The following is a 24,063-nucleotide window of genomic DNA, read 5'->3' on the forward strand; positions in this document are numbered from 1 at the left end:
TAGTGAACCGGGCGGTGGACATCCTTAGTGCATTCTCGATACCTCGATTGCATTTCTAGCGCACTTAGATATCCAGCGACCAACACTACCGCATCTCACTAGTAGGAGGGTTGAAGTCGTTCGACTGCCTGCTTGACTGTCTCGGAAGCTATGAAGCCCGCGCCGTGTTTAGTGGCAAGTTCTCGGGATCGCCGCCAAAACGCTTCCACGCCCATCCCATAAATAAACTGCATCGCCCCCCCCGTCCACGCCGGAAACCCAATCCCAAAAATCGACCCAATGTTCGCGTCATGCACGCTGGTCAGCACGCCCTCGGCCAGGCAGCGCGCGGTCTCAATAGCTTGGCGGTAGAGCAGACGGTCCTGAATCTCCTGCACGCTCCACTCCACGTCGGGCTTCTCGAACAGCGTTTTCAACTCCGGCCACAGGTGCTTCTTGGCGCCTGCGGGGTAGTCATAAAACCCGCCGCCACCGGCGCGGCCGGGGCGCTTCAGCTCTTTGACCATGCGCTCCACCAGCAACTCGCCGGGCGTGGCGGTGTAGGTCTTGCCTTCGGCGGCGTAGTCGGCGCGGGTCTGGTCGAGCACGTGCACGCTCAGGGTCAGCGCGGTTTCGTCCAGCACGGCCAGCGGGCCCACGGGCAGGCCGGCTTGCATGGCGGCGTTTTCAATGGCGGCGGCGGGGATGCCTTCGCCCAGCATGGCGGCGCCTTCCATCACGAAGGTGCCGAAGGTGCGGCTGGTGTAGAAGCCGCGTGAGTCGTTCACCACGATGGGTACCTTGCCCAGCGCCTGCACGTAGTCGAACGCGCGGGCCACGGTTTCGTCGTCCGTCTGTTTACCGCGGATGATCTCCACCAGCTTCATCTTGTCCACGGGGCTGAAGAAGTGGATGCCGACAAACTTCTCGGGCCGGCTGCTGGCCGTGGCCAGGCCGCTGATGGGCAGGGTGGAGGTGTTGCTGGCAAAGAAGCCGCCGGGCGTCAATTGCGGCTCGGCCTCTTGCGTGACCTTGGCTTTCAGGTCGCGGCTTTCGAAAACGGCTTCGATGATGAGGTCGCAGCCCGCCAGGTCGGCTGCGCTGGCGGTGGGCGTGATGCGCGAGAGCAGCGCCTGCTGCGCCTCGGCCGTCATGCGGCCCTTGTCCACGCGGGCCTGGGTGAGCTTGGCACTGTAGGCCTTGCCGGCTTCAGCCTTCTCGGTGCTCACGTCCTTGAGCACGGTGGCGATGCCCCGGCTGGCCTGGGCCCAGGCGATGCCCGCGCCCATCATGCCCGCGCCCAGGATGCCGACCTTTTGTGGCTTGTAGCGTGGGGCCGTGCCGGGGCGCGACTTGCCGCTCTTGATCGCGTTCATGTCGAAGAAGAACGTGTTGATCATGTTGCGCGCCACGGGGCCGGTCATCAGGCGGGCGAGGTAGCGGCTTTCGATGCGCAGGGCGGTGTCGTAGTCCACCATCGCACCTTCGACCATGGCGGCGAGCGCCGCCTCGGGCGCGGGGTAACGGCCGCGCGTGGTCTTCTTGAGCATGGCGGGCGCCACGGTGAGGGCGCCTGCAATCTTGGGGTTGGCGGGCGTGCCGCCGGGCATTTTGTAATTCTTGTCGTCCCACGGCTGCACCGCGTGCGGGTGGGTGGCGATGTGGGCCAGGGCGGCGGGCAGCAGTTGCTCGCGCGTAGCCACCAGCTCATGCACCAGTTGCAGCTCCAGCGCCTCGGCGGGGTTGAAGAGCTTGCCTTCCAGGATGTAGGGCTGCGCGCCCATCAGGCCCAGCAGGCGCGTCATCTTGGTCACGCCGGTGGCGCCCGGCATCAGGCCCAGCGTGACCTCGGGCAGGCCGAACTGGATCTTGGGGTCAGCCACGGCAATGCGGTAGTGGGCGACCAGCGCCACCTCCCAGCCGCCACCCAGCGCGGCGCCGTTGAGGCAGGCCACCACGGGGATGCCCAGGGTTTCGAGCGTGCGAAAGTGCTTCTTCATGCGCTCGATCTCGCCAAACGCGTTGGGCGCATCGGCGGGTGTGAGGCGCATGGTGGCCTTAAGGTCGGCCCCGGCAAAGAAGCTGGTCTTGGCCGACGCGAGCACGATGCCTTTGAGCGCGGCGCCCAGGCGTTCGCGGTCGCCCAGCACTTGGGCGGTGACCTCGCCCAGCTCTTGCTGCCACTGGCGGCACATGGTGTTGACGGGGGAGTTGGTTTCGTCAAAGGTGATGACGGCAACTTCGCCTTCGGTGCCCTGGGCGGGGATGAGTTCGTAGCGGATGGTTTGCATGTTGTTGTCTCCTTCCGAGTCAATCAGATTCGCTCGACGATGGTGGCAATGCCCATGCCGCCGCCCACGCACAGCGTGGCCAGGCCATAGCGCTGGCCCCGGCGGTGCAGTTCGTCGATCAGGGTGCCGAGGATCATGGCGCCCGTGGCGCCCAGCGGGTGGCCCATGGCGATGGCACCGCCGTTCACGTTGACCTTGTCGTGGGGCACGCCCAGCTCGCGCATGAAGCGCATGGGCACGGCGGCAAAGGCCTCGTTCACTTCAAACAGGTCGATCTGGTCGATGGTCATGCCCGCGCGGGCCAGCGCCTTTCTGGCAGCGGGCACGGGGCCGGTGAGCATGATGGTGGGGTCGGCCCCGCTGAGCGCCGTGGCCACGATGCGTGCGCGGGGCGTGAGGCCGTGGGCCTTGGCGGCGGCCTCGTTGCCGATGAGCACAGCGGCAGCGCCGTCCACAATGCCCGACGAGTTGCCCGCGTGGTGCACGTGGTGGATGCGCTCCACCTGCGGGTAGCGCTGCAGCGCCACGGCATCAAAGCCCATGCCGCCCAGTTGCTCGAACGAGGCTTTGAGCGCGCCCAGGCCTTCGAGCGTGGTCTTGGGCTTGATGAATTCGTCTTCCGCCAGGATGGTCTGGCCGATGAAGTCGCGCACGGGCACGACAGAGTTCTTAAAGTAGCCCGCGGCACGCGCGGCGGTGGCGCGGCGCTGCGATTCGAGTGCGAAGGCGTCCACGTCGGCACGGGTGTAGCCGTCCAGCGTGGCGATGAGGTCTGCGCCGATGCCCTGGGGGACGAACAGCGTGGCGGAGTTGGTGGCGGGGTCTTGCGCCCAGGCGCCGCCGTCGGAGCCGATGGGCACGCGGCTCATGCTCTCCACGCCACCGGCCACCACCAGGTCTTCCCAGCCGCTGCGCACCTTCTGCGCGGCCAGGTTCACGGCTTCGAGGCCCGATGCGCAAAAGCGGTTGACCTGCACGCCCGCACAGCGAAAGTCCCACCCGGCCTTGAGCGCGGCCACCTTGGGTAGCACCGAGCCCTGTTCGCCCACGGGCGAGACGATGCCCATGACCACATCATCCACCGCCGCGGTGTCAAAGCGGTGGCGCGCTTGCAGTTCGGTCAGCAGGCCTGCCAGCAGGTCGATGGGCTTGACCTCGTGCAGGGTGCCGTCCTTCTTGCCCTTGCCGCGCGGGGTGCGCAGCGCGTCGAAAACATAGGCTTCGGTCATGGTGTGGTCTCCAGATTTGAATGAAATTGGCCGTTTGCGCGCGTCTATCAAGCGCTGATAGCTATAAAAAATGAAGCATCAACGCGCTGGCAGGCCCATGCCGCGTGAGATGACTTCTTTCATGATCTCGTTGGTGCCGCCGTAGATGCGCTGCACGCGCGCGTCGGCGTAGGCGCGGGTGATGGGGTATTCCCACATGTAGCCGTAGCCGCCGAATAGCTGCACACATTCGTCCATCACCTTGCACTGCAGATCGGTCGTCCAGTACTTGGCCATGCTGGCGGTCTGGGTGTCGAGTTGGTCTTTCACGATCAGCTCGCAGCATTTGTCCACAAACACACGGGCCACCTGCACCTCGGTTTGCAGTTCGGCCAGGGTGTAGCGGGTGTTCTGGAACGATGCGACGGGCTGGCCGAAGACCTTGCGCTCTTTGACGTAGTCCAGCGTCCAGTCAATCGCGGCCTGGGCCGCAGCCACGGCGGTGATGGCGATCTGCAGGCGCTCCCAGGGCAGCTGCTCCATCAGGCAGATGAAGCCACGCCCTTCCATGGCGGGCCCGCCCAGCAGATTCTCGGCGGGCACCTTTACGTCGTTGAAGAACAGCTCGGAGGTGTCTTGCGCCTTCATGCCCATCTTCTTGAGGCGCTGGCCCTTTTCAAAGCCGGGCATGCCGCGTTCGACCAATAACAGGCTGGTGCCCTTGGCGCCTGCGGCCGGGTCGGTCTTGGCGACAACGATCACCAGGTCGGCATGCCAGCCGTTGGTGATGAAGGTCTTGCTGCCGTTCAGGACGTAGTGGCTGCCGTCGGCGCTCTTGATGGCTGTGGTCTTGATGCCCTGCAGGTCGCTGCCCGCAGCCGGCTCGCTCATGGCGATGGCGCCCACCACGGCGCCGCTGGCCATCTGCGGCAGGTACTTCTGTTTTTGGGCCTCGGTGCCGTAATGCAGGATGTACGGTGCCACGATCTCGCTGTGCAGGCCAAAGCCGATGCCCGTGGTGCCCGCGCGCGCCAGCTCTTCCATCTGCGCCACCGAGTACAGCTTGTCGGCCCCGGCGCCGCCGTACTCCTCGGGCAGGCTCATGCACAGAAAGCCGTTGGCGCCCGCCTGGCTCCACACCTCGCGCGCCACATAGCCCTGGTCTTCCCAGGCGGCGTGGTGGGGCGCCACTTCTTTCTCGATAAAGCGGCGGAAGCTGTCGGCAAAGGCCTGGTGGTCGGGCTGGAAGAGGGTGCGTTCGATCATGGTGGGGCAACCAGGTTATTTATGCAAAGTTACTGCTTGGTTAAATTCTGCCACCGACTGAGCCCGGATGCACCCCCTGAAACGCAAAAGCCGCCCGAAGGCGGCTTGAAGGAGGTGGGTCAGGCGCTCATGGCTTGACGTAGTCGGACACCACCTTCCACTTGCCATCGGTGATCTGCGACAGGCGAGAAAGATCGCTGCCCAGGCGCTTTTGTGGGCCAAAGGTGCCCTCGGCGCTGCCGAACATGTCGGGCGGAATCACCATGGTGTCCATGGCCTTGATGAAGCTGTCGGTGCTCAGGTTGGGGCCTGCCTTCTGGGCCGCCTTGATGAAGGCGTCGATGGCGTTGTAGCCGTAGACCGAGAACACGGTGGGGTCTTCGTTGAACTTGGTCTTGTACTTGTTGGCCCAGAAGCGGATGGGCTGGCTGGCTTCATCCAGGTAGGGGTGCTGCACCGTCATGGTGGCGTACAGTCCATCCATGGGCTTGCCGCCCAGCTTGTGGATGAGGTCGGTGTAGGCGGCGCTGGAGCCCAGGAAGGTGGGGTTGAAGCCCGTTTTGCGCGCCTCGCCAATCGTGCCGATGGTCTCGCGGATGATGGTGCCCAGGATCACGAAGTCGCATTCGGACGACTTCATCTTGGCGACCTGTGAAGAGAAGTCGGTGGCGCCGCGCTTGTACGAGGTCTTCTCGGTGAAGTCCATGCCCATGGACTTGAGTGCCGCTTCGCCCCCGCGCATCACCTCCAGGCCAAATTCATCGTCCTGGTAGATGGTGCAGATCTTCTTGGCGCCCTTTTCCTTGATGAGCTTGGGTGCGGCAAGGCGGATCTGGTCGTAGTAAGTGGCGGCAAACGAATACTTGAGCTTGTGGAAGGGCTCGTACATTTCCCGCGCGGCCGTCACCGGGAAGAAGTTGATCACGTTCTTGCTGAACTGCACCGGCATGGCGGCCAGGTTTTGCGCCGTGCCGATGTGCGCCACCATCATGAAGATCTTGTCCTGGTTCACGAGCTTTTGCGCGGCCAGCACGGCTTTCTTGGGGTCGTAGCCCGAGTCCTCCACCTTCAGGTCCAGCTTGCGGCCATTGACGCCGCCTTGCTCGTTGGCCTCGTCCACGCGCAGCATCATGCCCAGCCGCACCTGCTTGCCAAAGCCCGCCAGCGGGCCGGACAGATCCTGGATGGAACCCAGCGTGATGGTGTCCTTGCTCACGCCCTGGCTGGGCTGCGCCTGTGCAGCACCTCCGGCCATGGCCACGATGGCCAGCGCGGCAATGTGATGAAGTTTCATGGCACGTCTCCTTTGGTTGGATCGAACTCGGTTGCTCGTTATAGAACGATGCCCGGGGTGGGGCACCAGCACTTTCCCTATCCTGATGGGCGTGGCCTGTGGTTGCGTGACGTGCGCACCTACCGGTACATCGCCTCAATCTGCGGTGCGTACTTCTGCTGCACCAGCTTGCGCTTGAGCTTCATGGTGGGTGTCAGCTCTTCATCCTCGGCCGTGAGCTGGGTGTCGAGCAGGAAGAACTTCTTGATCTGCTCCACGCGGGCGAACTTGGCATTGACGCGGTCAATCTCGGCCTGGATCAGCTCCTGCACCTCGCGCGTGCGGGTCAGGCTGGCGTAGTTGGAGAACGGCACGTCGTTGTCCTGTGCGTACTTCTCCACGTTCTCCTGGTCGATCATGATGATCACCGTGAGGTAGGGCAGCTTGTCGCCAATGACCACCGCATCGGTGACGTACGGGCTGAACTTGAGTTCGTTCTCCAGCTCGCTGGGGGTGATGTTCTTGCCGCCCGCTGTGATGATGATGTCCTTCATGCGGTCGGTGATGCGAAGGTAGCCATCGGCGTCGATCAGGCCCACATCGCCCGTGTGCAGCCAGCCTTCGGGGTCGATGGTTTCAGCGGTTTTCTCGGGTTGGTTGAGATAGCCCTTGAACACATTGGGGCCACGCACCAGGATTTCGCCCGTGGCGGGGTCGATGCGCACCTCGTTGTAGCTGGCCGCCGGGCCGATGGAGCCCGGTTTGATGCGGCTGGCCGGCACACCGGTGGAGGCGCCGCAGGTCTCGGTCATGCCCCACACCTCCAGCATGGGCACACCCAGCGCCAGGTACCACTTCACCAGATCGGGCGAAATGGGCGCTGCGCCCGTGACGAGGAAGCGCGCACGGTGGATGCCGATGAGCTTGCGCACATTGTTGAGCGCCAGAAAACGTGCCAGCATGAACTGCGCCTTCAGCAAACCGCCCACCGGCTGTCCGGCCAGCACCCGATCTGCGATGCGGGTGCCCACGCCAATCGACCAGGCATAGGCCGCCTGCTGCATGCGCGTGGATTCCTTGAGCGCGATCATCACGCCCGAATAGAACTTCTCCCATACCCGCGGCACGGCGGTGAACACCGTGGGCGCGATCTCTCGCACGTTCTCGGGCACGGTGTCGGGGTTCTCGACAAAGTTCAGGCGCGCGCCGGTATAGAGCGAGAAGTACTCGCCGCCCATGCGCTCGGCAATGTGGCACAGCGGCAGGAAGCACATGGTCTCATCCGCCTCACTGCGCGAGATCAGCGTGTTGTAGCCGCGCACGGTGTAGGTGAGCGCGGCGTGCGTGTGCATGGCACCCTTGGGCTTGCCGGTGGTGCCCGAGGTGTAGACCAGGATGGCCAAGTCTTCGGGTCGGCAGGCCTTGACGCGCTGCATCAGTGCGTCGGGGTGCTGGGCGTTCCACGCGCGGCCCAGTTCGCGCAGGGCTGTGAGGCTCAGCACATCGGCGTCGTGCAGGCCGCGCAGGCCCTCCATGTCGAACACAACGATCTTGCGCAGCAGGGGCAACTGGCCGCGCACCTCCAGCGCCTTGTCGAGCTGCTCGTCGTCCTCCACAAACAGCACCGTGGTGCGCGAGTCTTCGCTCAGGTAGTGCACCTGGGCGGCCGCGTCGGTGGGGTAGATGCCGTTGGCCACGCCGCCGCAGCTCAGCACAGCCAGGTCGGCCAGCACCCATTCGATGTTGGTGTTGGACAGGATGGACGCGCATTCTCCCGGCGCAAAGCCCATCGACATGAGGCCGCCCGCAATCTCGCGCACGGCCTCGGCCGTCTGGTCCCAGGTCCAGCTCTTCCAGATGCCCAGCTCCTTCTGGCGCATCCACACGCGCGGGCCGCGCTCGGCCACGGCGTTCCAGAACATGGCGGCGATGGTATCGCCAGCCAGCACGTCGGTGCCAGCGGGTTGGATGTGAGAGAGGTCCCAGAGGTTAGACATGTTCGATCATCTCCAGGTCTTCTTTTTCTTCCACCGCCGCTCACCGCGCACGCCTTCATCCTTCATGCCGAGGTAGAACTCCTTGATGTCGTCCTTCTCGCGCAGGCGCTCGCAGCTGTCTTCCATCACGATGCGGCCGTTCTCCAGTACATAGCCGTAGTCCGACGCGTTGAGAGCCATGTTGGCGTTCTGCTCCACCAGCAGGATGGTGGTGCCGCGCTCGCGGTTGATGCGCACCACGATCTCGAAGATCTCCTTGGTGAGCTTCGGGCTGAGGCCCAGGCTGGGCTCGTCCAGCAGGATCAGTTCTGGCGCAGCCATGAGCGCGCGTGAGATCGCCAGCATCTGCTGCTGCCCGCCCGAGAGCAGACCTGCGTCCTGCGCAGCGCGCTCGCGCAGGATGGGGAAGTAGCCGAACACGGTTTCGATGTCGCGCGCCACGCCATCCTTGTCGGCGCGTGTGTAGGCACCCATGAGCAGGTTGTCGCGCACCGAGAGCAAGGGGAACACCTCGCGCCCCTCGGGCACATGCATCAGGCCCCGGCGCACGATGGCGGCCGGGTCGCGGGCGGTGATGTCCTGGCCCTGGAACTCGATGGAGCCCTTGCGCGGGTCGATGATGCCGCTGATGGTTTTGAGGATCGTCGTCTTGCCCGCGCCGTTGCTTCCCAGCACGGCGGCGATCTCGCCGCGCCGCACCTGCAGGCTCACGCCGCGGATGGCCTTGATGGGGCCGTAGGCGCTCTCCACGTTCTGCAGGCGCAGCAGGGGCTGGTCAGCTGCAGCAGCAGCTGCTGCGGATGTGTTGACGGCGGCAAGTACGGCGTTCATGCCCGAACCCCCATTTGTGAACCCGCTGGGCGGCGCAGGTTGCTCACGTCGTCGATGGTGCCCAGGTACGCCTCGATCACGCCAGGGTGCGACTGCACCTCCCGCGGCGTGCCCATGGCCACCACCTCGCCCTGGTTCATGGCCAGCACGCGGTCAGACACCTTGGAGACCAGCGACATGTCATGTTCCACCATCAACACCGTGATGCCCAGCTCGTGCTGGATGTCCTGGATCCAGAAAGCCATGTCGTCGGTCTCTTCCACGTTCAGGCCCGATGAGGGCTCGTCGAGCAGCAGCAACTGTGGCTCGGTGCACAGCGCACGGGCCAGCTCCACCACCTTGCGCACGCCGTAGGGCAGGCCCGCCACCATGGTGTCGCGGTAGTGCTGCAGGTCGAGAAAGTCGATGATCTGCTCGGCCTTTTCGCGCGCCAGGATTTCCCCTTCGCGCACCTTGCGGGTGAAGAACATCTCGGCCCACAGGCTGCTGTGCTGCTGCGTGTGGCGGCCAATCAGCAGGTTGTGCAAAACGCTCGCGTGTTCAAACAGCTCGATGTTCTGGAAGGTGCGCGCAATGCCCAGGCTGGCCACCTTGTGGGGGGGCTGGTCGGTCAGCGGCAGCATGGTGCCGCCGGGGCCCGCATAGGCAATGGTGCCGGTGGTGGGCGTGTAGATGCGGCTGATGAGGTTGAACACCGTGGTCTTGCCGGCGCCGTTGGGGCCGATGAGGGTGAACACCTCGCCGCGCCGCACGTCAAAGCTCACGTTGTTGACGGCCAGCACGCCGCCAAAGCGCACGCTGAGGTTCTGGGCGCTGAGCAGGATTTCGTCAGTCATGGGTACAGCAATTTGGGTCATTTCACTGGTCCAGTGTGCTGAATGCCGTCCGCAGCCTTTGCGACTGGCGTGACCGAGGCCAGTGCCCCCGCGCAAGGGCCGCCCCGCCGCGCTGGGGGCGTTCCCCTCCCGAATCGCGCAGCGAATCGAGAGAGGGGGAAGGCGCGAAGCGACTCAGGGGGTGCTTCATTTCAAGCGATCTGATTTCTGGAACGACTTCTGCCGCTTGAACAAGCCCTTGCGGTAGAACGGGAACATCTGCAGCCAGGTGCGCACCTTGAGCCAGCGGCCATACAGGCCCATGGGTTCGAACAGCACAAAGGCGATCAGCACCGCGCCGTAGACCACCGCCTGCAGGCCCGGTGCCTGGCCGATGGCGGCGGGCAGCCAGTCCTTGCTGAGCGAAATCATCTGCGGCATGGTGATGAGGAAGATGGCGCCCAGGAACGCTCCATGCACCGAGCCCAGCCCGCCGATCACGATCATCAGCAGCAGGTCGATGGACTGCAGGATGTTGAACTGGTCGGGCGAGATGAACTGCAGCTTGTGCGCGTACAACGCACCGCCGACGCCTGCCAGTGCGGCCGATATGGAGAACGACAGCGTCTTGTAGCGCGCGAGGTGGATGCCCATGCTCTGTGCGGAGATCTCTGAATCACGGATGGCGACAAACGCACGGCCCGTGGGCGAGCGCAGCAGGTTCAGGATGGCGAGGGTGCTGACCACCGCAATCACAAGGCACAGAAAGTAGAACGACTCTGTGGTCTCGAACGAGTAGCCCGCGATTTGTGGCGGCACCAGGTGCTTGCCGGAGTTGCCGCCTGTGACCGACTCCCACCGCGCGAACACCTCTTCCACGATGAAGCCGAAGGACAGCGTGGCCATGCCCAGGTAGATGCCTTTGACGCGGAGTGCCGGCAGCCCCACCACCACGCCCACAGCCGCCGACAGCCCCGCCGCGCAGGCCAGCGACAGCGCAAACGGCCAGCCCATGCCAGTGAGCACCGCCTGCGTATATGCCCCCACGCCCAGAAACGCTGCATGCCCCAGCGAGAACAAGCCGGTGAAGCCCGCCAGCAGCATCAGCCCCAAGCCCACGATGGCGTAGATGAGCACGAAGGTCAGCTGTGCCAACCAGTATTCAGGCGCCACCCAGGGTGCGGCGACCAGGGCCAGGCACAGCAGGCTGTACCAGAACACATGCCCGCCATGTTTGGCCAGACGTATGTCTTGCTCGTACGAGGTCTTGAAGAGAAAGCGCATGGGTCAGACTTTCTTTCTCAGCTTCTCGCCGAACAGTCCGTTGGGTTTGACCATCAGCATGATCAGCACCACGATGTACGCGGCTGTGTCCTTGAATCCATCGGGCAGATAGAAACCCGAGAGCGATTCGACAATGCCAATCACCAGCCCGCCCACGATGGCCCCGGGCAGGCTCCCAAAGCCGCCCACCACGGCGGCGGGGAAGGCCTTGAGCCCGATCAGCCCCATGTTGGCGTGCACGAAGGTGATGGGCGCCAACAGCAGCCCGGCTACCGCCGCCACCGCCGCGGCAAGCCCCCAGGCCAGGCCGTTAAGGCGCTGCACGGGAATGCCCATGTAGTAGGCCGCCAGCTGGTTCTGCGACGCGGCCTGCATCGCAATGCCGAGCTTGCTGTAGCGGAACATGGCAAACAGCAGCACGCACAGCACGCCCGTGGCGCCGATCACCACCAGCTGCTCGGCGCTGACCACCAGCTCGCCCAAGCGAAGGGACTGGTCCTTGTAGGGCACGGGCAGCGTGTGGGTGTCGGTGCCGATGTTGGGGATCATCGTGACAAGGCCGCGCAGCACGTAGCCGATGCCGATGGTGAGCATGACGATGGAGAACGCGGGCTGGCCCAGGATGGGGCGGATCACTGCGCGCTCCAGCACCGTGCCAAACAGCCCCATGGCCAGGATGCTGGCGAGCACCGCCACCCAGAAGGGAAAGCCCAGCAGGGTCATGAGTGCCAGCCCGCAGAAAGCGCCGAGCATCATGAGTTCGCCCTGGGCAAAGCTCACGGTCTCCGTGGCTTTGTAGATAAGCACGAACCCGAGCGCGATCAGCCCGTAGATGCACCCCTGCGAGACACCGCTGATCAACAGTTGCACAAATTGCACACTGGCTCTCCAGAATAAGTGATACGCAAAGCGGGTAAATGCGGGGTGGATGCCTCGTGGGCATGGGATGGCCGCATCGTCGCTTGCGCAGGTCCTGCAGAATATTTATACAAAGCGATTGCTTTGTATAAATAATGGTGCACGCGCGCTGTGCATACCGCACTCGGGGCTAACCCTGATGGGGTGGGCGAGCGGGTAGCGGCGGATATTGACGCAGTGCTGCACCCTGCGCAATAGGAGTAACGTCGGGTGGGTGAACAGGTTCTGACGCCGGGCCACAGGAGAGCCATATGTCCGCAGAGGTTGAAGCGGAAGGTTGTGTCACGCTGGTGACATGGCGCAGGCCCGATGTGCGCAACGCGGTGGATGCCAGCACAGTCAGCACCAGCACGCTTCGCCGCCGAAGGGCTGCTGTTACGGCGAGCCTTGCTGCAGGAATAGGCGGGCGGCCGCGAATGCCTGGCCGAAGCACTGCGCGGCGCCTCGCGGTTTGCCGCAGGGCAAGTGCGTCACGGCCAGTTTTAAGTAAAAATAGCCTCTAGCGCTTATCTATTAAGCGTGAGAAGCTACAAAATCAGGAGCATCTGGATGGTTTCGATTGCACGCACCATCCCGCAGTGACCCCCAGGAGACCCATGAGCAAATCCACCGCCACCCCAGCCCCGCAAGCCTTTGAGCCCGAGTTCATTGCCGGGCTCAAATCCATCTTTGAAGAAAAAATCGTGTTCAACCAGGTGCTGGGCCTGAAGATCACGTCACTGGCTCCCGATGGTGTGGTGGGTCGCATCGACATGAAACCGGACCTGGTGGGCCACTATGCCTACAACCGCATCCACGGCGGCGTGATCAGCGCGGGGCTCGATGCCATGGGCGGGCTGGCCGTGATGGCCGCGATTGGCGCCAAACACCTGGATGAAGCACCCGAGCAGCGCCTGCACCGCTTTGCCAAGCTGGGCACCATCGACCTGCGCATTGACTACCTGCGCCCCGGCATTGGCAGCCACTTCGAGCTGCGCGCCCAGGTGCTGCGCCTGGGTTCGCGTGTCGCAACCACGCGCATGGAGTTTCTGGGGCCGGATGGGCAGATCATGTCGGCCGGAGCTGCGGCTTACATCGTCTCTTGATTGGGGCGCGCTCCTGAGCCGCCTCGCCACGGGGCGTTGCCATTCGCAGGATGTGTGATCCCGCAAGCCTTGCAAGCGCATGCTACGAGAGAACCGTTTGGTTACCGTTCTTGCGTAACCAGGGCATCTTTCACGGGGCGCGATACCTACGATGACTCTCTTTTCAAGGAGATCTGATGGCCGTGCAAAACCCCTTCTTTGGCAAGCGTGAACCCGAGTCGTTCCAACCCCGCAACAGCACCACTTCAGGCTCCGTATTGGGGAGCTCAGCGGCGAGCAGTGCTGCGGCTGCACAGCCGGTGCCCAGCCCTGCTGTCCCCAAGGCCGCCAGCAGCAGCGACAGCTCGGGCAGCAAGCTCACGGTGGGCCCGAACATCAAGCTCAAGGGCGTGGAAATTACCGATTGCGACACCCTCGTGGTCGAAGGCACGGTGGAAGCCACCATGGATTCGCGCGTGATCCAGATTGCTGAGCATGGCGCCTTCAAGGGCTCTGCCGAGATCGACATTGCCGAGATCCATGGCGAGTTCAACGGCACACTCACCGTGCGCCAGAAGCTGGTGATCTACAGCACCGGCAAGGTCAACGGCAAGATCCGCTACGGCAAACTGGTGGTGGAAGAGGGCGGTCAGCTGGCGGGTGAGATCGAGGCCGGGTTCTCGCCCTCGTCATCCAGCAGCACTCTGCAGCGCACGGCAGCTCCTCTGCGCACCGAACCGGCCACTGCACTGGCCGCCTGACCGGGCCATGAAGGCGTCCGCGCACCGCCAGGCGTGGTCTGCGCGAACCGACCTTCCGTGCTTTTACCCCGGCGCGTTGTGCTTGGGCACTGGGCGCGGCCTGCCCTGGTCGTCGATGGCCACATAGGTCAGGCGCGCCTCCGTCACCTTCACATACCGGCCCTGGTCGGTAAACCGTTCGGCATACACCTCCACCTCCACGGTGACCGAGGTGTTGCCCACCCGCGTGATGGACGAGAAGAACGACAGGATGTCGCCCACGCGCACGGGCTGCTTGAAGATGAATTCGTTGACGGCCACCGTGGCCATGCGGCCCTGGATGTAGCGCGCGGGCAGCACAGAGCCCGCCAAGTCCACCTGCGCCATCACCCAGCCGCCAAAAATGTCGCCATTGCCATTGGTGTCGGCGGGCATGGGGATGACCTTGAGCACCAGTTCCTTGTCGGTGGGCAATGCGGCGGGTGGTGGGCTGAAAACGGCAGACATGGGCACAATCTCGGTTGGGGCTGAGCCAATCCTTGTCGGAACCTGGGGTTTTGCAAGGCGGCTGGCCCGCAAAAAAACCACCTTGGCATCAGCCGGGTCGGTAAAAACAACAACAACCGGAATTGTCCCCCATGCGCCACCTTGGCGAAACCGCCCCCCCCACCCCTGGCACGCCCGCGCCCCCCAAGTCCGACTGGGTCACGCTGAGGCGGCTCCTCCCTTACCTGTGGCAATACAAGTGGCGCGTGGTGGCGGCCATTGTGTTCATGGTGGGCGCCAAGCTGGCCAACGTCAGCGTGCCGCTGCTGCTCAAGACACTGGTGGACGCGATGGCGTTCAAGCCTGGTGACCCCGCCGCGCTGCTGGTGGTGCCGGTGGGCTTGCTGGTGGCGTACGGGGCGCTGCGCCTGTCCACCTCGTTGTTCACCGAGCTGCGCGAGCTGGTGTTTGCCAAGGCTACGCAGGGTGCAGCGCGCTCCATTGCGCTGCAGACGTTCGAGCACCTGCACGCGCTGAGCTTGCGCTTTCACTTGGAGCGCCAGACCGGCGGCATGACGCGCGACATCGAACGCGGTGTGCGCGGCATCGAGTCACTGATCTCGTTTTCGCTGTTCAACGTGTTTGCCACCTTGATCGAGGTGATCCTGGTGTTGAGTGTGCTGGCCGTCAAGTTCGATGCCTGGTTTGCCTGGATCACGCTGGCCGCGCTGGTGCTGTACATCGCCTACACGGTGCTGGTGACCGAGTGGCGCACCAAGTTCCGCCGCGAGGCCAACGAGTTCGACTCGGCAGCACACTCCAAGGCCGTGGATTCGCTGCTGAACTACGAGACGGTCAAGTACTTCAACAACGAAGGCTTTGAGGCCCGCCGCTACGACGAAAGCCTGGAGCGGTTGCGCCTGGCCCGCCTCAAAAGCCAGACCACGTTATCGATGCTCAACACCGGTCAGCAGCTCATCATTGCCGTGGGCCTGGTGGCCATGCTGTGGCGCGCCACACAGGGCGTGGTCGATGGCCGCATGACGCTGGGCGACCTCGTCATGGTCAACGCCTTCATGATCCAGCTGTACATCCCGCTCAACTTTCTGGGCGTGATCTACCGCGAGATCAAGCAGAGCCTCACCGACCTGGACAAGATGTTCACGCTCATGGACAAAGAGCGCGAAGTGGCCGACGCACCCGGCGCCCAGCCGCTGGCGGGGCTGAGCCAGCCCACCGTGCGTTTTGAGAACGTGCACTTTTCCTACGACGTGCGCCAAGGCAGCGACCTCAGCAGCGGCCGACCCATCCTGCAGGGCATCAGCTTCGAGATCCCGGCGGGCAAGACGGTGGCGGTGGTGGGGCCTTCGGGTTCGGGCAAGTCCACACTGGCCCGGCTGCTGTTTCGCTTCTACGACATCCAGCAGGGGCGCATCACCATTGCGGGGCAGGAGATCCGCAGCGTGACGCAGGCGAGCGTGCGCCAGGCGATTGGCATCGTCCCGCAGGACACGGTGCTGTTCAACGACACGGTGGCCTACAACATCGCCTATGGCCGCACCGGTGCCAGCCAGGATGAGATCGAAGCCGCCGCCCGTGCCGCACGCATCCACGACTTCATTGCCAGCACGCCCAAGGGCTACGCCACCATGGTGGGCGAGCGCGGGCTCAAGCTCTCGGGCGGTGAAAAGCAGCGCGTAGCGATTGCCCGCACCTTGCTCAAGAACCCGCCCATCCTGATCTTTGACGAGGCCACCAGCGCGCTGGACTCCGCCAACGAACGCGCCATCCAGGCCGAGCTGCAGGGAGTGGCGCAGAACAAGACCACGCTGGTGATTGCGCACCGCCTCTCCACAGTGGTGGATGCGCACGAGATCCTGGTCATGGACGCGGGCCGCATCATCGAGCGCGGCACGCACGCGCAACTGCTGGCCCAGGGTGGCCGCTACGCGAGCATGTGGTCTCTCCAGCAGGAGGCCCCCCCTGAGTCGCCTGCGGCGCCTTCCCCCTGAGGGGGACGACGCCATCGCTGCGGGGCGGCCCTTGCTAGGCGTCCCGCGCCTGGGCCGCGCCGGTTTTGTACGCTCTGCGCGAAGCGCACGATGCAAAGCGTAGCGTCCCGTTTTCTTTTTTCGAGATTGCACTATCCCATGAAGCCTGTACTGCTTGCCCTCATGTTCCTGTCCGAAGAACATCGCGCCCAGATGGCGCAGTCGTTCGAGCTGGTCTACGCGCCCGACGCTGCGCAGGCCGCAGCCGCCATTGCCGAGCATGGCGCGCGCATCACCGTGGTCCTGACCATCGGCGCCACGGGCCTCTCAGCCGCGCAGATCGATGCATTGCCCGCGCTCACGCTGATTTGCGCGCTGGGCGCAGGCTACGAGAACATCGCCGTGGCCCACGCCAAGGCGCGGGGCGTTGTGGTGGCCACGGGCGCGGGCACCAATGACGACTGCGTGGCCGACCACACCTGGGGGCTGCTGATTGCCGCGCAGCGCCGCATCCTGCCGCTGGACAAGGCCACGCGCGCAGGCATCTGGCGCACGGCCCTGCCGCTGCCGCCCAACGTGTCGCACAAGCGCCTGGGCATCGTCGGCCTGGGCACCATCGGCAAGAAGATCGCACAGCGCGCGCTGGGCTTCGAGATCGAGGTGGGCTACCACAACCGCAGCGCGCGCGCCGATGTGCCGTACCGCTACTTTGGCGATGTAAAGGCGCTGGCCGAATGGTCGGACTTCCTCGTGGTCGCCACGCCCGGTGGCGCGAGCACCAAGCACCTAGTCAACGCAGACGTGCTGAATGCCCTGGGCGCGCGCGGCGTGGTGGTCAACATCGCGCGCGGCAGCGTGATCGACACTGCCGCCCTGGCCGCCGCGCTGCGCGAAGGTCGCATTGCGGCAGCAGGCCTGGATGTGTACGAGAGCGAGCCCGCGCCCCCGGCTGAACTGCTGGACCTGGACAACGTGGTGCTGACACCCCATGTGGCGGGCTGGTCGCCCGAGGCGGTGCAGGCTTCGGTGGACCGTTTCCTGGAAAACGCTCGCCGCCATCTGGCAGGCGAGGCGCCGGTGTCTCCGCTCTGAAATTTGAATTAAAAATGGCTCTAGCGCTTTATGGATAAGCGCAAGCAGCTATCAAATAAGGAGTTTTGGCAATGCCCCTGGATGTCGATGCCTTGCAGGCGCGGCTGCGCGCCTTTGCCGCCGAGCGGCAGTGGCAGCCGTTTCACACCCCCAAGAACCTGGCGATGGCGCTGATGGTGGAAGCGGCGGAACTGACCGAGATTTTCCAGTGGATGACCCCCGAGCAGTCGCTGGCGGTACGTGATGACCCGGCGCTCACGGAGCCCATTGCCGATGAGGTTGCCGATGTGCTCCTGTACCTGCTGCAGCTGGCAGACCATGCGGGTGTGGACCTGACGCAGGCGGTGGAGAACAAGCTGCGCAAGAACGCCGTCAAACACCCGGCGCCGCGCGTTGGTGGTGCAGCCGTGGGTGGTCGTGAAATTTAGATGAAAAGTGCCTCTGGCGCTTTACTGGTAAGCGTCGACAGCTATCAATAGTGAAGCGACCGGCTCCCGCCCTGCAAGGATACAGCGACAGCAAAAAGCCCCGCGAGCGGGGCTTTTGTTGGGGGCTTTGGCGAACCAGCGTCTGGCTTATTGCTTGCGGGCCGCAATCGCCTTCTCGGCCGAGGTGACCAGGTCGGCACCAATCTGGCCCTTCCACTTGTCATATACCGGGCGTGTGGCCTTCACAAAGGCGGCTCGTTCGGCGGGGCTCAGCTGGGTCACCGTCACGCCCAGTGCGGCGATGTCTTTGAGCAGAGGTTTGTCGGCTTCGACCACGCCCTTGCGGGCGAGAGCGATTTCTTCCTTGCCCGCGTCGATGGCGGCTTGCTTGACGATCTCGCGGTCGGCTGGGGTCCAGCTGTTCCAGATCTCCTTGTTCACCACAAAGATCAGCGGATCGTTCACATAGCCCCACAGCGTGATGTGCTTTTGCGCCACGCTATGCAGCTTCGCGGCGGTGAAGATGGACAACGGGTTTTCCTGTCCGTCCACCGCACCGCTGGCAAAGGCGGGCTGTGCGTCGGCCCAGCTCATCTGCGTGGGGTTGGCACCCAGGGCGGTGAAGGTGTCGAGGAACAGCGGGGAGCCCACCACGCGGATCTTCAGGCCTTTGAGGTCTTCGGGGCTCTTGATGGCCTTCTTGGAGTTGGAAATTTCGCGGTAGCCGTTTTCGCCCCAGGCCAGTGGCATCACACCGGCCTTGTCCAGCGTGGCGAAGATGCTCTTGCCCACGTCGCCCTGCGTCACAGCGTCCACGGCGGCGTAGTCGGGGAAAAGGAAGGGCAGCGAGAACAGGTTGAGTTGCTTGACCTGGGGCGACCAGTTGATGGTGGAGCCCACGGCCATGTCGATCACGCCCTGGCGCAGCGCGCTGAATTCACGCGTCTGGTCGCCCTGGATCAGCGACACGCCGGGGTAGAGCTTGATGTTGATGCGGCCATTGGTGCGCTCGCGGACCTTGTTGGCCCACAGCTCGCCGCCCTTGCCCCACGGGAACGCGGGGCCCAGCACCAGCGACATGCGGTATTCGCTCTTGTACGCAGTTTGTGCGATGGCGGCAGGTGCGGTGAAGGCCAGGGCGGCTGCAGCGGCCACGGCAGAGGTGAGGAAGGTGCGCAGTTTCATCGGTTGTCTCCTTGTTGGATGGTGAATGGGTGAGGAAAAATCAGTAGCCCAGCCGCTGGGGCAGCCAGAGCGCAATCTGCGGAAACACGACGACCAGCAGCATCGCCAGCGTCATGGCCAGCACCAGCCAGACGACCCAGCGGGTGGTCTGCTCCATGCGTACACCGGCAATCTTGCTGGACACCATCAGGTTCACGGCCATGGGCGGGGTGAACTGGCCGATGGCCACCGTGAGGGTCAGCACCACGCCGAACCACACCACGTCCCACTGGTAGTGCTGCATGATGGGCATGAGCAGGGGCACAAAGATCAGGAAGATGGAGATGCCGTCGAGGAACATGCCTGCGATCAGCAGCATGACGATCAGCACGCCGAGCACACCCTGCTCGCTCAGCCCCGACTGCACGATGGTGCGGGTGATGGGGTCGATCACTCCCAGGGTGGACAGCGAGAACGCAAAGATGCCAGCCAGCGATACCACCACGAGGATCACGGCCGACAGTTCACCGGCTTCGCGCAGGATGGTGAACAGGTCGCGCACACGGACCGTGCGGTGAATGCACATGCCCACAAACAGGCCGTAGAACACGGCCACCACGGCAGCCTCGGTGGGAGTGAACCAGCCGGCGCGCATGCCGCCCAGAATCACCACCGGCGCGGCCAGCCCCCACGCCGCCTCGCGCAGGCTGCGCCAGAACGGCGGGCGGGGCATGTCGGCTTCAGCGCCACCCATTTTGTGGTGCCGTGCCAGCCACACGGCGGGCACGATCAGCGCAATGCCCGCCAGGATGCCTGGGAACATGCCTGCGGCAAACAAGGCGGGCACCGAGGCGCCCGGCACCAGCACCGAATACACGATGAACGCCACCGAGGGCGGGATGAGGATGTCGGTGGCTGCTGCGCCCGCCACCACACTCGCCGAGTAGGCAGCGGGATACCCGGCGCGCGCCATGGCGGCGATCATGACGCCACCCACCGCCGCTGCGGTAGCAGGGCCCGAGCCGGAGATGCCGCCCAGGAACATGGCCACGGCAATCGCAACCAGCGGCAGCATGCCGGGCCCTCGGCCCACGATGGACACCGCAAAGTTCACCAGCCGCAGCGCCACGCCTGAGCGGTCGAAGATCGAGCCCACCAGCACAAACATCGGGATGGCCAGCAGCGGGTATTTGCCCAGGCCTGCGTAGAAGTTCTGCGGCACGGCCAGCAGGCCGAACCAGGGGGTCTCGGCATTGGCCACGGCAATCGCCGTGGCGCCCGCAAGACCCAGGGCCGCACCAATCGGAACGCCCAGAAACATCATGCCCAGGAAGGCGACAAACAGCAGGGTAGCGATCACGGGCGGGCCTTCGGTGCGGTCGATGCGGCCGATGCACGCCGCAGGCGGGCAAACAGTTGCAGTGCCCGGGCTGTGGTCAGCGCGCACAGCACAGGCAGCCAGACGGTGTACCACCACTGCGGCACACCGATGCCGGGCGATGTCTCTTCAAACCGGTAGTCGTCCCACACCACGCGGATGCTCAGCACCGTGATGAGCCCAAACAACAGCGCCACCATGAGAGCACCAAACTGCGCCAGCACCTGACGCCGGTGCTCGGAGCCGCCATCGGCAAAGAACTCGATGCGTATGTGCAACTGGCGCGCCACGGCGGCGGAGCCGCCGACCATGGCCAGCACGATCATCAGGAACACCGATATTTCTTCGGTCCAGGCGAAGGACGCATCGGTGAAATAGCGCAACACCACGTTCACAAAGGTGATGAGCGCCAGGGCGGCCATGGTCAGGACGATGAGCCAGTCTTCCAGGCGCAGGGAGCGGGGTTCGTCAGCGGCAGCGGGCGCTGCAGGCACTATGGGCGCAGAGGGCTGCCCATCGGGAGTGGAGGTGGACATGAACGCGGGGAGTCAGAAGAACACGGGGCAAATGCCGATCTTGCTGCCCGGCGGCGTTGTGCACCTGGGGCGTTGACCGAGGGAGAAGCGGGGTAGACGCGCTGGGTATTATGCGTCGCTCGCTATGCATGCACAGCATTGGTGCGGGGGGGGGGGGCCAGCGCAGCCGGGAGACGCGCATGGAGCCGAGGGCCGCAGGCGCACGGGCCTGTGGAAACCCTGATGCCCGGTGCCAGCACGTTGCAGCGCCCGCGCGGATAATGCGCCGATGGAAACCAAGTGGCTTGAAGATTTCGTCAGTCTTGCGGAAACCCGCAGCTTCAGCCGGTCAGCGCAGCTGCGGCATGTGACGCAGCCCGCGTTCTCGCGGCGCATCCAGGCGCTGGAAGCCTGGGCTGGCACCGATCTGGTGGACCGCAGCTCTTACCCCACCCGACTCACTCCGGCTGGCAAGACCCTGTACGACCAGTCTCTGGAAGTGCTGCAGGCGCTGCAGAACACGCGTGCCATGCTGCGGGCGCACACCAGCGCGGGCAAGGACATGATCGAGTTCGCCGTGCCGCACACGCTGGCGTTCACGTTTTTCCCGGCCTGGGTGTCGAGCTTGCACGACAAGTTTGGGCCGTTTAAAAGCCGGCTGATTGCGTTGAACGTGCACGACGCCGTGATGCGCCTGGTGGAGGGCGGGTGCGATCTGCTGATTGCCTACCACCACCCTTCGCAGCCCTTCCAGCTGGATGCCGACCGTTACGAGATGGTGAGCCTGGGGCAGGAAGTGATCTCCCCCTACAGCAAGGCCGACGCCGACGGACAACCCGTGCACCGCCTGCCGGGCCGGGCCGGGCAACCACTGCCCTACCTGGGCTACGCCCCGGGCGCCTATCTGGGGCGCGTGACCGAACTGATCCTGAAGGAATCCGGCACGCCCATCCATCTGGAGCGCGTGTACGAAACCGACATGGCCGAGGGCCTCAAGGCCATGGCGCTCGAAGGCCATGGCGTGGCCTTTCTGCCGCACAGCGCCGTGAAGAAAGAATTGCGTTCGCGCCGCCTGGTCAGTGCAGCACCGGTCGATAGCGAAGGCCTGCAGATGACCATGGATGTGCGCGCCTACCGCGAAAAACCAGCGGGCAAAGAGGCTCCCAAAGGCACGGCACAGGCGCTGTGGATGTACCTTCAAGCGCAGGCCGGGTCATGCTAAGGGTAAATACGGATATAAACACTTTGCATAGTTGCGCGCGCAAACGGCATTGGAATTTCACGGTAACGACACGTACAGTCGGCGCCATCGCTGGGTCGGCTGCCGCAGCGTGTGCCGTCTAAGAGCAGATTCTTAGTCCCCACGGTGGCACGAACATTGCGAATCCGATCCATCCACTCACCGAGACGCCGTATGAAAGTTCAGCATTGGGGAATTGCCTGGGGCCTTGCCGCTGCAAGCTGCGCTTTCGCGGCCTCTGCGCAGGCCTCGGTGCTGGAGCGCATCGGTGCCGGCGGCAAGCTGGTGATTGCGTACCGTGAATCGTCGGTGCCTTTTTCGTACATCGACACCCAGTCCGGCAAGCCGGTGGGTTATGCCATGGACCTGTGCCTGCGCCTGGCCGAGGTGGTGCGCAAGAAAACCGGCAAGAAGGACATGGAGGTAGAGCTTGTAGCGGTCACGCCGGCCAACCGTATCGCCATGATCGAGCAGGGCAAAGCCGACATGGAGTGTGGCTCTACCACCAACAACGCCGAGCGGCGCCAGAAGGTTGCGTTCACCATCCCCCATTTCATCACCGGTGCGCGGCTGCTGGTGAAGACCTCCAGCCCCATCGACCGTGTGGAAGACCTCAATGGCAAGAAGCTGGTGTCCACCAAGGGCACGACACCGCTCAAGGCCGCCGATCAGGCCAACCGCGAGCGCCTGATGGGGATCACCATTGTTGAGGCGCCGGACCATGCCAAGGCGGTCGAGATGGTCGAGAAGGGCGAGGCCGATGCTTTTGTGATGGACGACGTGCTGTTGTATGGCCTGGCCGCCGGGCGGCCTGACCCCAAGGCGCTCAAGGTGGTGGGCCGCTTCATGACCACCGAGCCACTGGCCATCATGCTGCCCAAGAACGACCCCGAGTTCAAAAAGCTGATTGATGAAGAGATGCGCCGCCTGATCACCAGCCGGGACATCTACCCCATTTATGACAAGTGGTTTAACAAACCCATCCCTCCCAACAACACGGTGCTGAACCTCCCGGTCAGCTACTTGTTGCGCGACTTCTGGAAATACCCCACCGACCAGGTTCCGTTCTGACTAATATCCCGGTCGAGGTTTCTGTTTTTGGAGAATGCGACCTGCCGGCACAGCCGGCGTGGGCGAATCTCTAGAATCCCCCCGTTTTTAGCTTCACACACAAGGAGATACCAATGAAGAAGCATTTGCTCGCGGTTGCCGTGACCGCCCTGGCTGCAGGTAGCGCTTTCGCTCAAGCCACCGATACCCTGGCCAAGATCAAGGCCTCGGGTAGCGTGACGCTGGGCGTTCGCGAATCTTCCGGTCTTTCCTACACCCTGGGTAACGGCAAGTTTGTGGGCTTCCATACCGAAATGGGCGAAATCGTCCTGGCCGATATCCAGAAGCAACTGGGCCTGCCCAAGCTGGAAGTCAAGTACCAGCCCGTCACCTCGCAAAACCGCATTCCCCTGGTGACCAACGGTACTGTGGACCTGGAGTGTGGCTCCACCACCAACAACGCAGCCCGCCAAAAGGACGTTGCCTTTGCCGTGACCACCTACGTGGAAGAAGTGCGCACCGTTGTTAAGGCCAACTCGGGCATCACGTCCATCAAGGACCTGAACGGCAAGACCATCGCCACCACCACGGGCACCACTTCGGTGCAAACCCTGCGCAAGCATGAGCGTGCTGGCGGCATCGACTTCAAGGAAGTCTTTGGCAAAGACCACGCTGACAGCTTCCTGATGCTGGAAACCGGCCGCGCCGATGCGTTTGTGATGGACGGCTCTATCCTGGCTGCCAACATCTCCAAGTCCAAGAACCCTGCCGACTACAAGATCGTCGGTGAAGTTCTGAGCGTGGAGCCTATCGCCTGCATGCTGCGCAAGGACGATCCAGCCTTCAAGAAGGCCGTGGACGACTCCATCAAGCGCCAGATTGCAGACGGTTCGCTGGCCAAGCTGTACGACAAGTGGTTCATGCAACCCGTGCCACCGACCAACACCAAGATTGGTCTGCCGATGTCCGACGCTACCAAGGCAGCATGGGCATCGCCCAATGACAAGCCCATGGAAGACTACGCAAAGAAGTAATTTTCTGAACGCTTGTGCC

At 63.9% G+C, this 24,063-nt stretch carries 21 protein-coding genes; 8 read left to right on the forward strand and 13 right to left on the reverse strand.

Going from position 1 to position 24,063, the window contains the following annotated elements:
* Positions 1–98 precede the first annotated feature (98 nt).
* From AC2YJX_RS18625 to AC2YJX_RS18665, 9 genes are all read right to left on the reverse strand, one after another.
* The gene (locus AC2YJX_RS18625; protein ID WP_487256920.1) at positions 99–2,270 is read right to left on the reverse strand and encodes a 3-hydroxyacyl-CoA dehydrogenase NAD-binding domain-containing protein; all 2,172 of its coding nucleotides are present in this window, start codon (positions 2,268–2,270) and stop codon (positions 99–101) included.
* Positions 2,271–2,293: 23 nt separating this feature from the next.
* Entirely contained in the window at positions 2,294–3,499 is a 1,206-nt protein-coding gene (locus AC2YJX_RS18630) for an acetyl-CoA C-acetyltransferase (RefSeq protein ID WP_487256921.1), read from the reverse strand.
* Between the two features lie 78 nt (positions 3,500–3,577).
* On the reverse strand, positions 3,578–4,744 hold the full coding sequence (locus AC2YJX_RS18635; protein ID WP_487256922.1) for an acyl-CoA dehydrogenase family protein: 1,167 nt from the start codon (positions 4,742–4,744) through the stop codon (positions 3,578–3,580).
* A gap of 127 nt (positions 4,745–4,871) precedes the next feature.
* Positions 4,872–6,038, reverse strand: a complete 1,167-nt coding sequence (locus AC2YJX_RS18640) for an ABC transporter substrate-binding protein (protein WP_057229165.1) — start codon at positions 6,036–6,038, stop codon at positions 4,872–4,874.
* Positions 6,039–6,157: 119 nt separating this feature from the next.
* Positions 6,158–8,014: an AMP-dependent synthetase/ligase gene (locus AC2YJX_RS18645; RefSeq protein WP_487256923.1), complete on the reverse strand. Its 1,857-nt coding sequence runs from the start codon at positions 8,012–8,014 to the stop codon at positions 6,158–6,160.
* A gap of 6 nt (positions 8,015–8,020) precedes the next feature.
* Positions 8,021–8,845, reverse strand: a complete 825-nt coding sequence (locus AC2YJX_RS18650) for an ABC transporter ATP-binding protein (RefSeq protein ID WP_487256924.1) — start codon at positions 8,843–8,845, stop codon at positions 8,021–8,023.
* On the reverse strand, positions 8,842–9,681 hold the full coding sequence (locus AC2YJX_RS18655) for an ABC transporter ATP-binding protein (protein ID WP_487256925.1): 840 nt from the start codon (positions 9,679–9,681) through the stop codon (positions 8,842–8,844). The genes AC2YJX_RS18650 and AC2YJX_RS18655 overlap by 4 nt, the downstream gene beginning before the upstream one ends.
* A 186-nt stretch (positions 9,682–9,867) precedes the next feature.
* Positions 9,868–10,944 carry a branched-chain amino acid ABC transporter permease gene (locus tag AC2YJX_RS18660; RefSeq protein WP_228897379.1) on the reverse strand — a complete coding sequence of 359 codons (1,077 nt, stop codon included), beginning with the start codon at positions 10,942–10,944 and terminating at the stop codon, positions 9,868–9,870.
* A gap of 3 nt (positions 10,945–10,947) precedes the next feature.
* The gene (locus AC2YJX_RS18665; RefSeq protein ID WP_487256926.1) at positions 10,948–11,823 is read right to left on the reverse strand and encodes a branched-chain amino acid ABC transporter permease; all 876 of its coding nucleotides are present in this window, start codon (positions 11,821–11,823) and stop codon (positions 10,948–10,950) included.
* A gap of 635 nt (positions 11,824–12,458) precedes the next feature.
* Here AC2YJX_RS18665 and AC2YJX_RS18670 point away from each other — a divergent pair.
* Together AC2YJX_RS18670 and AC2YJX_RS18675 are read left to right on the forward strand one after the other, a co-directional pair.
* Positions 12,459–12,947, forward strand: coding sequence for a thioesterase family protein (locus AC2YJX_RS18670; RefSeq protein WP_176888282.1), 489 nt, complete (start codon positions 12,459–12,461; stop codon positions 12,945–12,947).
* Positions 12,948–13,123: 176 nt separating this feature from the next.
* A complete protein-coding gene (locus AC2YJX_RS18675; protein WP_228897378.1) occupies positions 13,124–13,687 on the forward strand; it encodes a bactofilin family protein in 564 nt (187 codons plus the stop codon).
* 63 nt (positions 13,688–13,750) lie between these two features.
* Here AC2YJX_RS18675 and AC2YJX_RS18680 read toward each other — a convergent pair whose 3' ends face one another.
* Positions 13,751–14,173 (reverse strand): acyl-CoA thioesterase, encoded by a 423-nt coding sequence (locus AC2YJX_RS18680; protein WP_055393750.1) that lies wholly within the window; start codon positions 14,171–14,173, stop codon positions 13,751–13,753.
* A 131-nt stretch (positions 14,174–14,304) separates the two neighbouring features.
* Between AC2YJX_RS18680 and AC2YJX_RS18685 the strand changes: the two genes are divergently transcribed.
* From AC2YJX_RS18685 to AC2YJX_RS18695, 3 genes are all read left to right on the forward strand, one after another.
* Positions 14,305–16,164: an ABCB family ABC transporter ATP-binding protein/permease gene (locus AC2YJX_RS18685; RefSeq protein WP_121422274.1), complete on the forward strand. Its 1,860-nt coding sequence runs from the start codon at positions 14,305–14,307 to the stop codon at positions 16,162–16,164.
* A gap of 138 nt (positions 16,165–16,302) precedes the next feature.
* Entirely contained in the window at positions 16,303–17,235 is a 933-nt protein-coding gene (locus AC2YJX_RS18690; RefSeq protein ID WP_487256927.1) for a 2-hydroxyacid dehydrogenase, read from the forward strand.
* Between the two features lie 71 nt (positions 17,236–17,306).
* Positions 17,307–17,663 (forward strand): nucleotide pyrophosphohydrolase, encoded by a 357-nt coding sequence (locus AC2YJX_RS18695; RefSeq protein ID WP_487256928.1) that lies wholly within the window; start codon positions 17,307–17,309, stop codon positions 17,661–17,663.
* Between the two features lie 147 nt (positions 17,664–17,810).
* Here the strand turns inward: AC2YJX_RS18695 and AC2YJX_RS18700 are convergent, their stop codons facing one another.
* Genes AC2YJX_RS18700 through AC2YJX_RS18710 form a run of 3 tightly spaced genes read right to left on the reverse strand, consistent with a single transcriptional unit; the run spans position 17,811 to position 20,741 of the window.
* Positions 17,811–18,848: a DctP family TRAP transporter solute-binding subunit gene (locus AC2YJX_RS18700; protein WP_121507577.1), complete on the reverse strand. Its 1,038-nt coding sequence runs from the start codon at positions 18,846–18,848 to the stop codon at positions 17,811–17,813.
* A gap of 40 nt (positions 18,849–18,888) precedes the next feature.
* Positions 18,889–20,187: a TRAP transporter large permease gene (locus AC2YJX_RS18705; RefSeq protein ID WP_228897374.1), complete on the reverse strand. Its 1,299-nt coding sequence runs from the start codon at positions 20,185–20,187 to the stop codon at positions 18,889–18,891.
* Positions 20,184–20,741 (reverse strand): TRAP transporter small permease, encoded by a 558-nt coding sequence (locus tag AC2YJX_RS18710; protein WP_121422278.1) that lies wholly within the window; start codon positions 20,739–20,741, stop codon positions 20,184–20,186. Before AC2YJX_RS18710 ends, AC2YJX_RS18705 begins: the two co-directional genes overlap by 4 nt.
* Before the next feature lie 268 nt (positions 20,742–21,009).
* Between AC2YJX_RS18710 and AC2YJX_RS18715 the strand changes: the two genes are divergently transcribed.
* The 3 genes from AC2YJX_RS18715 (at position 21,010) to AC2YJX_RS18725 (ending at position 24,044) form a co-directional block, all read left to right on the forward strand.
* Positions 21,010–21,942, forward strand: coding sequence for a LysR family transcriptional regulator (locus AC2YJX_RS18715; protein ID WP_055400828.1), 933 nt, complete (start codon positions 21,010–21,012; stop codon positions 21,940–21,942).
* 192 nt (positions 21,943–22,134) lie between these two features.
* A complete protein-coding gene (locus tag AC2YJX_RS18720) occupies positions 22,135–23,031 on the forward strand; it encodes an amino acid ABC transporter substrate-binding protein (protein WP_121422279.1) in 897 nt (298 codons plus the stop codon).
* Positions 23,032–23,144: 113 nt separating this feature from the next.
* Positions 23,145–24,044: an amino acid ABC transporter substrate-binding protein gene (locus AC2YJX_RS18725; protein WP_228897373.1), complete on the forward strand. Its 900-nt coding sequence runs from the start codon at positions 23,145–23,147 to the stop codon at positions 24,042–24,044.
* Positions 24,045–24,063: the final 19 nt, after the last annotated feature.

The organism is Acidovorax sp. SRI_002, assembly GCF_057586455.1.

Excerpts from the sequence above, each read along its gene's own strand:
- AC2YJX_RS18625 (WP_487256920.1), bottom strand. The coding sequence starts at position 2,270 with ATGCAAACCATCCGCTACGAACTCATCCCCGCCCAGGGCACCGAAGGC.
- AC2YJX_RS18630 (WP_487256921.1), bottom strand. The coding sequence starts at position 3,499 with ATGACCGAAGCCTATGTTTTCGACGCGCTGCGCACCCCGCGCGGCAAG.
- AC2YJX_RS18635 (WP_487256922.1), bottom strand. The coding sequence starts at position 4,744 with ATGATCGAACGCACCCTCTTCCAGCCCGACCACCAGGCCTTTGCCGAC.
- AC2YJX_RS18640 (WP_057229165.1), bottom strand. The coding sequence starts at position 6,038 with ATGAAACTTCATCACATTGCCGCGCTGGCCATCGTGGCCATGGCCGGA.
- AC2YJX_RS18645 (WP_487256923.1), bottom strand. The coding sequence starts at position 8,014 with ATGTCTAACCTCTGGGACCTCTCTCACATCCAACCCGCTGGCACCGAC.
- AC2YJX_RS18650 (WP_487256924.1), bottom strand. The coding sequence starts at position 8,845 with ATGAACGCCGTACTTGCCGCCGTCAACACATCCGCAGCAGCTGCTGCT.
- AC2YJX_RS18655 (WP_487256925.1), bottom strand. The coding sequence starts at position 9,681 with ATGACTGACGAAATCCTGCTCAGCGCCCAGAACCTCAGCGTGCGCTTT.
- AC2YJX_RS18660 (WP_228897379.1), bottom strand. The coding sequence starts at position 10,944 with ATGCGCTTTCTCTTCAAGACCTCGTACGAGCAAGACATACGTCTGGCC.
- AC2YJX_RS18670 (WP_176888282.1), top strand. The coding sequence starts at position 12,459 with ATGAGCAAATCCACCGCCACCCCAGCCCCGCAAGCCTTTGAGCCCGAG.
- AC2YJX_RS18675 (WP_228897378.1), top strand. The coding sequence starts at position 13,124 with ATGGCCGTGCAAAACCCCTTCTTTGGCAAGCGTGAACCCGAGTCGTTC.
- AC2YJX_RS18680 (WP_055393750.1), bottom strand. The coding sequence starts at position 14,173 with ATGTCTGCCGTTTTCAGCCCACCACCCGCCGCATTGCCCACCGACAAG.
- AC2YJX_RS18685 (WP_121422274.1), top strand. The coding sequence starts at position 14,305 with ATGCGCCACCTTGGCGAAACCGCCCCCCCCACCCCTGGCACGCCCGCG.
- AC2YJX_RS18690 (WP_487256927.1), top strand. The coding sequence starts at position 16,303 with ATGAAGCCTGTACTGCTTGCCCTCATGTTCCTGTCCGAAGAACATCGC.
- AC2YJX_RS18695 (WP_487256928.1), top strand. The coding sequence starts at position 17,307 with ATGCCCCTGGATGTCGATGCCTTGCAGGCGCGGCTGCGCGCCTTTGCC.
- AC2YJX_RS18700 (WP_121507577.1), bottom strand. The coding sequence starts at position 18,848 with ATGAAACTGCGCACCTTCCTCACCTCTGCCGTGGCCGCTGCAGCCGCC.
- AC2YJX_RS18710 (WP_121422278.1), bottom strand. The coding sequence starts at position 20,741 with ATGTCCACCTCCACTCCCGATGGGCAGCCCTCTGCGCCCATAGTGCCT.
- AC2YJX_RS18715 (WP_055400828.1), top strand. The coding sequence starts at position 21,010 with ATGGAAACCAAGTGGCTTGAAGATTTCGTCAGTCTTGCGGAAACCCGC.
- AC2YJX_RS18720 (WP_121422279.1), top strand. The coding sequence starts at position 22,135 with ATGAAAGTTCAGCATTGGGGAATTGCCTGGGGCCTTGCCGCTGCAAGC.
- AC2YJX_RS18725 (WP_228897373.1), top strand. The coding sequence starts at position 23,145 with ATGAAGAAGCATTTGCTCGCGGTTGCCGTGACCGCCCTGGCTGCAGGT.